This is a genomic window from Pseudomonas sp. GW821-FHT09C09 (assembly GCF_059418105.1).
Genome location: NZ_JBWKPF010000012.1, coordinates 14,355 through 27,129 on the forward strand (window position 1 = coordinate 14,355; position 12,775 = coordinate 27,129).

General features: G+C 60.7%; 9 protein-coding genes. 5 read left to right on the top strand and 4 right to left on the bottom strand.

The window, feature by feature from the left end; all coding sequences use genetic code 11:
* A partial coding sequence (locus AC07NR_RS28295) for a calcium-binding protein (RefSeq protein WP_495079939.1) occupies positions 1-1,603 on the top strand: 1,603 nt, incomplete at its 5' end.
* Between the two features lie 173 nt (positions 1,604-1,776).
* Here the strand turns inward: AC07NR_RS28295 and AC07NR_RS28300 are convergent.
* Positions 1,777-4,671, bottom strand: a complete 2,895-nt coding sequence (locus AC07NR_RS28300) for a ribonucleoside-diphosphate reductase subunit alpha (protein ID WP_085711001.1) — start codon at positions 4,669-4,671, stop codon at positions 1,777-1,779.
* 734 nt (positions 4,672-5,405) lie between these two features.
* Between AC07NR_RS28300 and AC07NR_RS28305 the strand changes: the two genes are divergently transcribed.
* Entirely contained in the window at positions 5,406-6,128 is a 723-nt protein-coding gene (locus tag AC07NR_RS28305; protein WP_495079940.1) for a response regulator, read from the top strand.
* Positions 6,125-7,735 (top strand): ATP-binding protein, encoded by a 1,611-nt coding sequence (locus tag AC07NR_RS28310; protein ID WP_248740072.1) that lies wholly within the window; start codon positions 6,125-6,127, stop codon positions 7,733-7,735. The genes AC07NR_RS28305 and AC07NR_RS28310 overlap by 4 nt, the downstream gene beginning before the upstream one ends.
* A gap of 6 nt (positions 7,736-7,741) precedes the next feature.
* Here the strand turns inward: AC07NR_RS28310 and AC07NR_RS28315 are convergent, their stop codons facing one another.
* Positions 7,742-8,467, bottom strand: a complete 726-nt coding sequence (locus tag AC07NR_RS28315) for a 4'-phosphopantetheinyl transferase family protein (protein WP_305838362.1) — start codon at positions 8,465-8,467, stop codon at positions 7,742-7,744.
* An 84-nt stretch (positions 8,468-8,551) separates the two neighbouring features.
* Entirely contained in the window at positions 8,552-9,343 is a 792-nt protein-coding gene (locus tag AC07NR_RS28320; RefSeq protein ID WP_495079941.1) for a dienelactone hydrolase family protein, read from the bottom strand.
* 206 nt (positions 9,344-9,549) lie between these two features.
* On the opposite strand from AC07NR_RS28320, the gene AC07NR_RS28325 reads away from it, so the two are divergent.
* Positions 9,550-10,227: a response regulator transcription factor gene (locus tag AC07NR_RS28325; RefSeq protein WP_085710996.1), complete on the top strand. Its 678-nt coding sequence runs from the start codon at positions 9,550-9,552 to the stop codon at positions 10,225-10,227.
* Complete coding sequence (locus AC07NR_RS28330) at positions 10,224-11,570, top strand: ATP-binding protein (RefSeq protein ID WP_495079942.1); 1,347 nt, start codon at positions 10,224-10,226, stop codon at positions 11,568-11,570. The genes AC07NR_RS28325 and AC07NR_RS28330 overlap by 4 nt, the downstream gene beginning before the upstream one ends.
* A gap of 4 nt (positions 11,571-11,574) precedes the next feature.
* Here AC07NR_RS28330 and AC07NR_RS28335 read toward each other — a convergent pair whose 3' ends face one another.
* Positions 11,575-12,573, bottom strand: a complete 999-nt coding sequence (locus AC07NR_RS28335; RefSeq protein WP_495079943.1) for an AraC family transcriptional regulator — start codon at positions 12,571-12,573, stop codon at positions 11,575-11,577.
* Positions 12,574-12,775 lie beyond the last annotated feature (202 nt).

Consider the following 12,775-nt stretch of genomic DNA (forward strand, 5'->3'; position numbering starts at 1 on the left):
GGCCGCACGGTCGGGTACCGGTCTGGGGGGCGACGCTCAGGGCGACACGTTCTCCGACTTCGAAAACATCATCGGTACGAACTACAACGACGTGTTTACCGCTTCGGCTGGCACCACAACCTTCTACGGTGGCGCCGGCAATGACGTGTACATCATCAACGGTTCGGCCAGCCAGAACGTGGTGGAAATGGCCGGTGGTGGTGATGATGAAGTGCGTACCAATCAGAACATCATCACCCTGGCGCCAGAGGTCGAGCGTCTGACGTTCACCGGGACTGGCAACTTTATCGGTACGGGTAACGCATCCGATAACATCATTACCGGCGGTGCCGGCAATGACACCCTGAAGGGTGGCGCAGGTGCCGACCAGTTCAATGGTGGAGAGGGTTTCGACACAGTAAGTTATGCCGATAGCACGACAGGATTAACCATCAACACGAAAACCGGTCTTCATACCGGAATTGCGGCCGGCGATGTCTACTCCAGTATTGAAGCCATCATTGGTTCGAACTTCAGTGATGTGTTTGTCGGAGACGCGGGGATCAACCGCTTCGACGGTGGTACCGGCATGGACATGCTGAGCTTCGCCGACGAAAGTACCGGCATTGTTCTTGATTTGAGTGCGCCGGTTCTGACCGGGATTGCGGCGGGCGATATCTATTCGTCCATCGAAATATTCCAGGGGACTTCTCAGGCTGACAGTTTTACCGGCAGCGCGGCAGCAGCGGAAAACTTTGTCGGTGGCGCGGGCGCGGATCTTTTGACGGGCGTGGGGCGAGGTGATGGTGCCTGGTACCTGACAAGTGCAGGGAGCGTGCAAATCAATTTGCTGGATGGAACTGCTTCAGGCGGTGACGCTCAAGGTGATGTATTAATCAATATCGATAATCTGATGGGGTCGAACTTCAACGATTCGCTGACGGGGAATGCCTATTCGAACAAGCTGGAAGGTGGAGCCGGTAACGACGTTATTTACGGCGGTGACGGCGATGACTTTATCTATGGCGGTACTGCCACCGATACCAGCGCTTTCGGTGGCTTGCCAATCAGAGGCGTTCAAGCCGATATGCTCTACGGTGGTAACGGCAACGACACAATGCGAAGCGCTGACGATGATGCTGGTAGCGTTCTATATGGCGAGTCCGGGAATGACAATATCACTGTGTCGTCCGCAATTGCCGATGGCGGTGACGGCAACGATACATTGACCGGCACGGGGTATGGCTATGTGCTTCAGGGTGGGGCGGGTTCGGATACGTTGAACTTGCGTGGTTCGGGTGACGCTTTGGGAGGCGAGGGTGGTGATGCTTATATCGTCTTCTCCAAAACTATGGTTGGTATTCAAGACCTGGGGAGCACGGGCATCGATACCGTTACCCTGAAGAACATCCAGAGCCTCAGTGAGGTCCGGATCGTCAAAAATGATCTGGGTGCTTACATCTTCAACGCGGCCGACCTGCAAAGCGGCAACCTGGATTCCGGCGTGTTCCTCAAGGACTGGTACAAGGGTGGGAACACAATCGAAACCTTCTACACCAATAACGGCGATTCCTTCACCATTCCGGTGGTAGGACAGGCATCGGCTGAGCTGTCGATGGTCTGACGGTAAGTCGCTACTCGCAAAAAAACGGCGAACCTGTGATTCAGGGTTCGCCGTTTTTTTTGCCTGGATTTTTTCACCGGCCAAAAGAAAACCCCCGACAAACCAGAAGTCTGTCGGGGGTTTTCTTTTGTCTGGAGGAATCAGGCGTTTCGCAACGCCCGATTCAGCTCAGCTTATTGGCAAGCTTCGCAATCCGGCTCGTCGATGGCGCAAGCCTTCGGTACTGGAGCAGGGCCGGCTGGCGCTGCCAGGACCGAATCGTCACCGTGGTTGCCGCCGCTGGAAACAGCGTTCAGCTTGCCGGTGTTGATGGTCGACTTCTCGGTGCTGGTCGCGGCCAGGGCACGGAGGTAGTAGGTGGTTTTCAGACCACGGTACCAGGCCATGCGGTAGGTCACGTCGAGTTTCTTGCCCGATGCGCCGGCGATGTACAGGTTCAGCGACTGGGCCTGGTCGATCCACTTCTGACGACGGCTGGCGGCGTCAACGATCCACTTGGTGTCCACTTCGAACGCGGTCGCGTAGAGTTCTTTGAGTTCTTGCGGGATGCGTTCGATCTGCTGAACCGAACCGTCGTAGTACTTCAGGTCGTTGATCATGACCGAGTCCCACAGACCGCGAGCCTTCAGGTCGCGAACCAGGTACGGGTTGATCACGGTGAATTCGCCCGACAGGTTCGATTTCACATACAGGTTCTGATAGGTCGGTTCGATCGACTGCGATACGCCGGTGATGTTGGCGATGGTCGCGGTCGGTGCGATGGCCATGATGTTCGAGTTACGGATGCCTTTCTGTACACGGGCGCGAACCGGTGCCCAGTCCAGGGACTCGGTCAGGTCGACGTCGATGTACTTCTGGCCACGTGCTTCGATCAGGATCTGTTGCGAATCCAGCGGCAGCACGCCCTTGGACCACAGCGAACCCTGGAACGTCTCGTACGAGCCGCGTTCGTCGGCCAGGTCGCAGGAAGCCTGGATCGCGTAGTAGCTGACCGCTTCCATCGACTTGTCGGCGAATTCGACGGCAGCGTCGGAACCGTAAGGGATGTGCTGCAGGTACAGCGCGTCCTGGAAGCCCATGATGCCCAGGCCGACCGGACGGTGACGGAAGTTGGAGTTCTTCGCCTGCGGTACCGAGTAGTAGTTGATGTCGATCACGTTGTCGAGCATGCGCACGGCGACGTCGATGGTGCGCTTGAGCTTGGCGGTGTCCAGCTTGCCGTCGACGATGTGGTTCGGCAGGTTGATCGAGCCCAGGTTGCAGACCGCGATCTCGTCCTTGTTGGTGTTCAGGGTGATCTCGGTGCACAGGTTCGAGCTGTGGACCACGCCGACGTGTTGCTGCGGGCTGCGCAGGTTGCACGGGTCCTTGAAAGTCAGCCATGGGTGGCCGGTTTCGAACAGCATCGACAGCATCTTGCGCCACAGGTCTTTGGCCTGGATGGTCTTGAACAGCTTGACCTTGCCCGGGTACTCGGTCAGGGCTTCGTAGTACTCGTAGCGCTCTTCGAAGGCCTTGCCGGTCAGGTCGTGCAGGTCCGGTACTTCGGATGGCGAGAACAGGGTCCACTTGCCGTCATCGAAGACGCGCTTCATGAACAGGTCAGGGATCCAGTTGGCGGTGTTCATGTCGTGGGTACGACGACGATCATCACCGGTGTTCTTGCGCAGCTCGATGAACTCTTCGATGTCCATGTGCCAGGTTTCCAGGTAGGCACACACAGCGCCTTTGCGCTTGCCACCCTGGTTAACGGCAACGGCGGTGTCGTTCACGACTTTCAGGAACGGAACCACGCCCTGGGACTTGCCGTTGGTGCCCTTGATGTACGAACCCAGTGCACGAACCGGGGTCCAGTCGTTGCCCAGGCCACCGGCGAATTTCGACAGCATGGCGTTGTCGTGGATCGCGTGGTAGATGCCCGACAGGTCGTCCGGAACGGTGGTCAGGTAGCAGCTCGACAGTTGTGGACGCAGGGTACCGGCGTTGAACAGGGTCGGGGTCGAAGCCATGTAGTCGAACGAGGACAGCAGGTTGTAGAACTCGATCGCACGGTCTTCTTTCTGCTTCTCTTCGATCGCCAGGCCCATGGCCACACGCATGAAGAAGATCTGCGGCAGTTCGAAACGCACGCCATCCTTGTGGATGAAGTAACGGTCGTACAGGGTCTGCAGGCCCAGGTAGGTGAATTGCTGGTCGCGCTCGTGGTTGATCGCCTTGCCCAGTTTTTCCAGGTCGAAGTCGGCCAGCACAGGGTTCAGCAGTTCGAACTCGATACCTTTGGCGACGTAGGCCGGCAGCGCCTTGGCGTACAGGTCGGCCATCTCGTGGTGGGTCGCGCTCTCGGCGACACCCAGGAAGCCCAGGCCTTCGGCACGCAGGGTGTCCATCAGCAGGCGGGCGGTCACGAACGAGTAGTTCGGCTCGCGCTCGACCAGGGTACGGGCGGTCATTACCAGTGCGGTGTTGACGTCGTTCAGGGCCACGCCGTCGTACAGGTTCTTCAAGGTTTCGCGCTGGATCAGGTCGCCGTCGACTTCGGCCAGGCCTTCGCAGGCTTCGGTGACGATGGTGTTCAGGCGGCCCATGTCCAGCGGCGCGAGGCTGCCGTCGGCGCGGGTGATGCGGATCGACGGGTGCGCTTGTACCGGTGCGTCAGCGGTGGTGCGGGTGGCGCGTTCCTTGGAACGGGCGTCGCGGTAGATCACGTAGTCGCGAGCCACTTTCTGCTCGCCGGCACGCATCAGGGCCAGTTCAACCTGGTCCTGGATTTCTTCGATGTGGATGGTGCCGCCCGACGGCATGCGACGCTTGAAGGTCGCGGTGACCTGTTCGGTCAGGCGGGCAACGGTGTCGTGGATTCGCGACGAAGCGGCAGCGGTGCCGCCCTCAACTGCGAGAAACGCTTTGGTGATAGCGACGGTGATCTTGTCATCGGTGTAAGGAACGACAGTGCCATTACGCTTGATCACACGCAGTTGACCAGGCGCGGTGGCAGCCAGATCCGAATTCGAATCGGCGGCCTGCGGCAAGGTGCCCTGCGGGTTCTCGCGAGTTGTGTCGGTTTGCATGGGTGTCTCCACGTTCTCTATGTTTGTTTGGGCACCATCACGGTGCCCACCGTTCCGTCCTGAAGCACTACGACCGGCCAGCGCCGGGTAACGACTTCGGGACAGTTCAGGAAGTGGGCCGTGTGGGCGCCGCTTCCATGCCGAAGTCTTCGGTCCGCGCGATACGCGTGAAACCGCATTCCTTTCGGGGAGCAGTTTCGGACTGCAACACCCGTACCGTTTACGCCGTGATCGGCTGAAAAACGGTAGCCATCCGCAGGCGCGGTTTGGGCTTCTGAAAATACGTTTGGTTCAACCCGACAATGGCAATAAAAAGCCTTGAATTCACTGTCCGGTTTGTGTTTGGTTTTTGGCGCGAACCCCTACATGTAGGGTTTTTTTGAGCGCGGGCTACAAGATAATGCGTTTTGGGGGGTGATTGCAACGGACAGCCTGTGGATAACCCTGTGCGTAAATTGTGTGCGAAACAGGGAAAACCTTTGTAGGCCGTGAACCTGCTGAGCTAGACCGTTTGTCACTGTTTTTTCGCCGGGAAAAACGCTTCAGCGGATTTTTAAGGGCGCGAACCCTATCACAAAAAACGGCCTTGTCCGAACGCATTTACCGACTTGTGTTCTCGCTGTACGCCGTTTATACAATCGGCCCTGACGCACGCATTCTTATCCTCCTTAAAGATGACAAAAAGACGGGAGGATCCTTCCTTTATTCGCAGCATCGGCAAGCAGAGGTCACCCGTGGAGCAAGAAGCCTGGCAGGTATTGATAGTCGAGGACGACCAGCGTCTGGCCGAACTGACCCGCGAATACCTGCAAGCCAACGGATTGCGTGTGGAGATCGAAGGCAACGGGGCGCTGGCGGCGGCGCGGATCATCAAGGACCAGCCGGATCTGGTGATCCTCGACCTGATGCTCCCCGGTGAAGACGGCCTGAGCATCTGCCGCAAGGTGCGCGACCAGTACGACGGGCCGATCCTCATGCTGACCGCGCGCACCGACGACGCCGACCAGATCCTCGGCCTCGACATCGGTGCCGATGATTACGTGTGCAAACCGGTGCGCCCGCGTCTGTTGCTGGCGCGCATCCAGGCGCTGTTGCGACGCAGTGACGCACCGGAGCCGGCGGCGGGCAAGCCACGTCGTCTGCAATTCGGCCCGCTGGTGGTGGACAACGCCTTGCGCGAAGCCTGGCTGAGCGACAGCGGCATCGAGTTGACCAGCGCCGAATTCGATCTGCTGTGGCTGCTGGTGTCCAACGCCGGACGGATCCTGTCGCGGGAAGAAATCTTCACCGCGTTGCGCGGCATCGGCTACGACGGCCAGGACCGTTCGATCGATGTGCGCATCTCGCGCATCCGCCCGAAGATCGGCGACGATCCGGATCACCCGCGTCTGATCAAGACCGTGCGCAGCAAAGGTTATCTGTTCGTGCCTGAAGCCTGCGTAGAACTGCCGCTGTGAATTCGATCTTCCTGCGCATCTATGGCGGCATGTGCGCGGCACTGATTCTGGTGGCGGTGCTCGGTGTTCTCGCGCTGCACCTGCTCAATCAGGTGCGCAGCGAGCAATACCGCGAACGCCTGGCCCACGGCACGTTTTCGTTGATGGCCGACAATCTGCAACCGATGAACGAGACCGAGCGCCATCGCGCCTTGCTGGTGTGGGAGCGGCTGCTGGGGATTCCGCTGACGTTGCAGACGTTCACCCAGACCGATCTCGACCTGACCCAGCGCACCCGCGTGCAGCGCGGCCAGGCTCTGGTGGAGCAGACCGGGCCGCACGCGGCAAAGGTCTACCGTCTGGTCAGCGACAAGGAGCAGTTGGTACTGGTGGGCGAGGTGCAGCAGATCAGCGAGCAACTGGCCCGGGCGACCATCTACCTGCTGGCCGATGAACTGGTGCGGGTGCCGGTGGGCGAGCAGCCCAAACGCCTCGCGCAATTAAAGGAAGAGAAGGGGTTCGGTTTCGATCTGCGACTGGTCACCGTGGACGAGGCCGACATGGATGAGGACCAGAGTCGTCGCGTCTCGGAAGGCGATACGGTGATGGCGCTGGGTAAGGGCGGTGATTCGATCCGCGTGTTTGCCGGGATGGTCGGTACACCGTGGGTGCTGGAAATCGGCCCGCTCTATCAGATGAATCCGTACCCGCCGCAATGGCTGGTGCTGATTGCGGCATTGGGTCTGACCCTGATCGGCCTCATCGTCTATTTATTGGTGCGTCAGCTGGAGCGGCGATTGCGCGGTCTCGAAGCAGCGGCCACGCGCATCGCCAAGGGCAGTCTGGAAACCCGTGTGCCAGCACGCGGCGCCGACTCGGTGGGCAAACTGGCGGCGGCGTTCAACGGCATGGCCGAACATCTGCAACAGCTGCTGGCGATCCAGCGGGAACTGGTACGCGCGGTGTCCCATGAGTTGCGCACGCCGGTGGCGCGGCTGCGATTCGGTCTGGAAATGATCGGCTCGGCCACCACCCCGCAAGCACTGGAAAAGTACCGCGAGGGCATGGACCACGACATCGAGGACCTCGATAAATTGGTGGACGAAATGCTCACCTATGCGCGGCTGGAGCAGGGCTCGCCGGCGCTGACCTTCCAGCGCATCGACCTCGATGCACTGGTCAATCAGGTGATCGAAGAACTGGCGCCACTGCGCGCCGATGTCACGGTGCAACGCGGCTTGTGCCTGTCGGCGGCTGATTGCGACGATGCCTGGGTCGAGGCCGAGCCGCGTTACCTGCATCGGGCCTTGCAGAATCTGGTGGGCAACGCCATGCGCCATGCGCGCTCGAAGGTCACGGTCAGTTATCAGGTCGGGCAGATGCGTTGCCGGGTGGATGTCGAGGACGACGGCCCGGGTGTGCCGGAGAGTGCCTGGGAGAAAATCTTCACGCCCTTTCTACGGCTGGACGACAGCCGTACCCGGGCGTCCGGTGGGCACGGCCTGGGCTTGTCGATTGTGCGGCGGATCATCCACTGGCATGACGGCCGGGCGCTGATCGGCAAGAGCAAGAGTCTGGGCGGGGCATGTTTCAGTCTGAGCTGGCCGCGGAATCAGGAGCGGCGTTGAAGCCGCTCAAGCCTGGATGCTGACCAGACTCAACAACTGCCCGTCGTGTACCCCGAACTGTGCGTCCAGTTCGGTCCCGTTGCGCCATTCGCTGGACAGGTCTGTCAGCAGGCGCAGCCTCACATGACCGTGCTCGGTCCATTCGAGCATTTCGGCGTGCTCGAAATAGAAGCGCTTCTGGACGATCGGGTACAACGCCTTGAACAGGCTTTCCTTCACCGAAAACGTCAGCGTCACCCACAACGCCAGTTGATCGCGGGCGCCGGCGGCCATGCGCTGCATCTCCGCTGGCGTGAGGATTTCCCCGGCCAGGCGCTCGGCCCGTTCGGCGTTGAGCAGGTTTTCCAGATCCATGCCCAGCCCGCGCCAGTGTTGCTTGTTGGCGACAATCGCGGCCGCCCGGCCGGTGCTGTGGGTGATCGAACCACAGATATGTGCCGGCCACACCGGTGCGCGATCCTCGCCAATCGCCGGTACGCTGCTTGAACCTTCCAGCTGTTGCAGCGCGGCCCGGGCGCAGATGCGTCCGGCGAGAAACTCCGCCTGACGCTTGGCCACCGAACGCTGGATGCTCGGCGGTGGCTCGATGGCGCTGCGGCGGAAGTCATCGCCGAGCAATTGCGACGGATCGAAGTGGGTGCTCAGCAGCACGGTGTCCGGCAGCACGGTCGGCAACGGCCAGTGGGCATCGAGCGGGGTGCAGCAGGCGGGGAGGAGAGGGCTGGAATTCATGGCGGGCATTTTGCCGGGTTGCTATGAGGCTGGATAGTGCGCAGGTGTGGAACGTTCCCGCGCAGGGCGCGGGAACGAGTGGGTTCAGCCAAAGATTTGCTTGAAGAAGGTCTGCATGTCCGCCCAGGATTTTTCATCCGCAGCCTTGTTGTAGCCGATGTCCGGGCCACCGTGATCGCCGTGGCTCAGACGATCCGCATCGGGGTTGGTGAAACCATGCTTGGCGCCGTCGAGGCTGACGAATTTATAGTCGGCGCCGGCCTTGTCCATTTCAGACTTGAATGCCGTGACGTTGTCGGCGGTGACCATGCTGTCCAGCGCGCCGTGCTCGACGAGGATTTTCGCCTTCACGCTGCCGGGCGTCGCCGGAGTCTTGGTGGCGAGTGCGCCGTGGAAACTCACCACGCCGGCCAGTGGCACACCCTGGCGCGCCGCATTCAACACCACGCCACCACCGAAGCAGTAACCGATGGCGGCCAGTTTGCCGGTGTCGGTCTGTGGCTGTTTTTTCAGCAGGTCGAGGCCGGCCTCGAAGCGTTTGCTGGCGGCATCGGCGTTCTGTGTGGCCGCTTGCATGAACGCCATCGCATCTTTCGGGTGCTCGGTGTTCTTGCCGTCACCGTACATGTCGATGGCCAGGGCGCTGTAGCCGAGGCCGGCGAGATCCCGGGCGCGGCGCTTGGCGTAATCGTTCAGCCCCCACCATTCATGGACCACCACCACACCGGGGCGAGGTCCCTTGATCGCATCGTCATAGGCGTAATAACCGATCAGTTTCGTGCCGTCGGTGCTCTGGTAAGGTATTTCCTCGGTTTTGATTGCAGCCGCGCTGAGGCTGCTGAAGGCGAGCAGGGTGAGGGCAAGGAACAGGCGCATGATCGGGTCTCCTGACAATAAAAGGTCAAGACAGCCTAGTTCATTTGATTGCGCCCGGGTTCAGGGTGCGTTCAGGGCAGGTACAGGCCGGGTTCAGTAATCTTGAACCACGTCCGAGGGATGTAATGAACAGGACCCTCAAAAGCGGCAGTACACCGTTGTCGCAGGTATGCTGTTGGAGATGCTGATTGGCCCGGGAGAGTGTCATGAAACTGTTGGTCGTCGAAGATGAAGCGCTGTTGCGCCATCACCTGCAAACCCGCCTGACGGAAAGCGGTCACGTGGTCGAGTCCGTGGCCAATGCCGAAGAGGCGCTGTACCAGACCGGGCAATTCAATTTTGACCTGGCGGTGATCGACCTCGGCCTGCCGGGCATGGGCGGGCTCGATCTGATCCGCCAGCTGCGCCAGGACGGCAAGAGCTTTCCGATCCTGATCCTCACCGCCCGTGGCAACTGGCAGGACAAGGTCGAAGGCCTGGCCGCCGGCGCCGACGATTATCTGGTCAAGCCGTTCCAGTTCGAAGAGCTGGAAGCACGGCTCAATGCGCTGCTGCGTCGCTCCAGCGGCTTCACCCAGTCGTCCATCGTTGCCGGGCCGCTGCTGCTTGACCTCAATCGCAAGCAGGCGACCCTCGATGAACAGCCGCTGGCGCTGACCGCCTACGAATACCGGATCCTCGAATACCTGATGCGTCACCACCAGCAAGTGGTGCCCAAGGATCGCCTGATGGAACAGCTGTACCCGGACGACGACGAGCGTGATCCGAACGTGATCGAAGTGCTGGTCGGACGTCTGCGGCGCAAGCTCGAAGGTCCGGCCGGGTTCAAGCCGATCGACACGGTGCGCGGGCTGGGCTATCTGTTCAATGAGCGCTGCACTTGATCCGTTCGCTTCGCGTTCGCTTGATGTTGGCCGCCACGACGTTGGCGGTGTTGTTCATGCTCGCCTTGCTTCCGGCGATGCAAGGGGCGTTCAGCCTGGCGCTGCAGGATTCCATCGAGCAGCGCCTGGCTTCGGATGTCACCACACTGATTTCTGCGGCACGGATTGAAAACGGTCGGCTGGTGATGCCGATGCAATTGCCGGACGAGCGTTTCAACCTCGCCGACTTTCGTCTGCTCGGCTACATCTACGACCGCGAAGGTCATCTGGTCTGGCGCTCGAAAGCGACCCAGGAAGAGCAGATCAACTACAAACCGCGTTACGACGGAATGGGCAGCGAGTTTGCGCGGATTCGCGAAGCCAGCGGTCAGGAGTTCTTCGTCTACGACGTCGAAGTCAAACTGCTCGGCGGCAAGAACGCGGCGTTCAGCATCGTCGCGCTGCAACCGGTGCGCGAATACGAAACCACCCTCGAAGGCCTGCGGGAAAACCTCTACCTCGGCTTCGGCGCTGCGTTGCTGGTCTTGCTTTCGTTGCTGTGGATCGGCCTGACCTGGGGCCTGAAAGCCTTGCGCCGGCTCAGCCAGGAACTGGACGAAATCGAAAGCGGCACCCGCGAAAGCCTCACCGAACAGCACCCCCGTGAACTGCTGCGCCTGACCGGCTCGCTCAACCGCTTGCTGCACAGCGAACGTCAGCAACGCAGCCGTTACCGCGACTCCCTCGACGATCTGGCCCACAGTCTGAAAACCCCGCTGGCGGTGTTGCAGGGCGTCAGCGAGGACATGGCCCAGCGCCCCGAAGATCGCGATCAGGCCTGGGTGCTGCAAACCCAGATCGAGCGCATGAGCCAGCAGATCAGCTACCAGTTGCAACGCGCCAGCCTGCGTAAAAGCGGTCTGGTGCGCCATCAGGTACGCCTGCGCCCGGTGCTCAAAAGCCTGTGCGACACCCTGGACAAGGTCTACCGCGACAAGCGCGTGCGGGTGGCATTCGACCTGCCGGAACACTGCTACCTGCCGATCGAGCAGGGCGCCTTGCTGGAAATGCTGGGCAACCTGCTGGAAAACGCTTATCGCCTGTGCCTGGGCGAAGTGCGCATCAGCGTGCGCGAAACCCTGGCCGGGAGCGAATTGTGTATCGAAGACGACGGTCCCGGCGTCCCGCAACATCAGCGGGCGCGGATTCTTGAGCGTGGCGAACGACTGGATCGCCAGCACCCGGGGCAGGGGATCGGTCTGGCGGTGGTCAAGGACATCATCGAGAGCTACAACGCCAAATTGACCCTGGGCGATTCGCCGATGGGCGGGGCGGCGTTCAGGATTCATTTCCCGGCGGTGTGACCGCCTACTGCTCCTGCGCCCGATACGCCCCCGGCGTCAGCCCCGTCCATTTCTTGAACGCTCGATGAAACGCCGACGGCTCGGAGAACCCGAGCTGTTCGGCGATCTGTTGCAACGACAGATCGGCCCGCCCCAGGTGATAAATCGCAATGTCCCGGCGCAACTGATCCTTCAATTCCTGAAAACTGGTGCCTTCCTCGCGCAAATGCCGGCGCAGGGTTTGCGGGCTGATGTGCAGATGCGCCGCCACGGCTTCCAGGTCCGGCCAGCGCGCGCTGTCATGGCTGAGCAGGCGGCGCAATCGGCTGCTGAGGCTGTTGCCGTCGTCCGGGCGAGACAGCAGGTCGGCGGGGGAGCGTTCGAGAAAGTGCTTGAGGGTGCGCTCGTCCTGCAACAGCGGCATGTGCAGATAGCGACTGTGAAACACCAGGCTGCTTTGCGGTGCCGAAAACGCCAGCGGACACGAGAACAGCAAATCGTATTCCGCCCCGTGCGCCGGTTTCGGATAGCTGAAACTTGCCTGTTCCAGGCGAATCCGCTGGCCGATCAGCCAGCTGCCGAGGCGGTGCCAGATCACCAGCAGGCTCTCGGAAAGAAAGTGATCCGGGTCCCACAATTGCAAATCGTCGAGGCTCAGGCGCACCCATTCGTCTTCATGGGTCAGGCTCAGGCGCGGGGCCTCGGGGAATAGGCTATAAAACAATAAGCCGCGCTGCAGAGCCTTTTCCAGGCTGCGGCAATGGATGATGGCGTGGCACATCATGGCGAAACTGCCGGTCTTGCTGGGCGCGTTGCCGAAACCCAGGCATTCGTCGTCCAGGGCCAGCCAGAGGTTCTGGATCAGTTGGGTGAACAGTTCCGGGGCGATCCGCGCACGGGGCTCGTCGAGCAGTTCGGAACTGATGCCCAGTTGCAGCAGCAGGCCCGAATAATCGAACCCGCGACGGCGTGCGCCGACGAGGGCGGCACGGGCGAAGTGACTGGCGATGGTGCGTTCGCGCATAAGCGGCAAATCCTTCCTCTGGCGACCGATGGTAGCCGGCGGCTCTGATCGGCAACAAGGCGGATTTCCGCCAAATTGTAGGACGAGAGCAGGTGCGTTGGCGGAAATCCGCCACACTTGAGTAACCGGATAGTGACACAGAAAAACCTGCATCCCCTGATATCAAAAGGCTTGCAGCGATTTGCACCAAAGTGGCACGACG

What these genes read in the sequence shown, in the direction of transcription:
- AC07NR_RS28300 (WP_085711001.1), bottom strand. Translation starts at nt 4,671, where the DNA reads ATGCAAACCGACACAACTCGCGAGAACCCGCAGGGCACCTTGCCGCAG.
- AC07NR_RS28315 (WP_305838362.1), bottom strand. Translation starts at nt 8,467, where the DNA reads ATGAATTCCAGCCCTCTCCTCCCCGCCTGCTGCACCCCGCTCGATGCC.
- AC07NR_RS28320 (WP_495079941.1), bottom strand. Translation starts at nt 9,343, where the DNA reads ATGCGCCTGTTCCTTGCCCTCACCCTGCTCGCCTTCAGCAGCCTCAGC.
- AC07NR_RS28325 (WP_085710996.1), top strand. Translation starts at nt 9,550, where the DNA reads ATGAAACTGTTGGTCGTCGAAGATGAAGCGCTGTTGCGCCATCACCTG.
- AC07NR_RS28335 (WP_495079943.1), bottom strand. Translation starts at nt 12,573, where the DNA reads ATGCGCGAACGCACCATCGCCAGTCACTTCGCCCGTGCCGCCCTCGTC.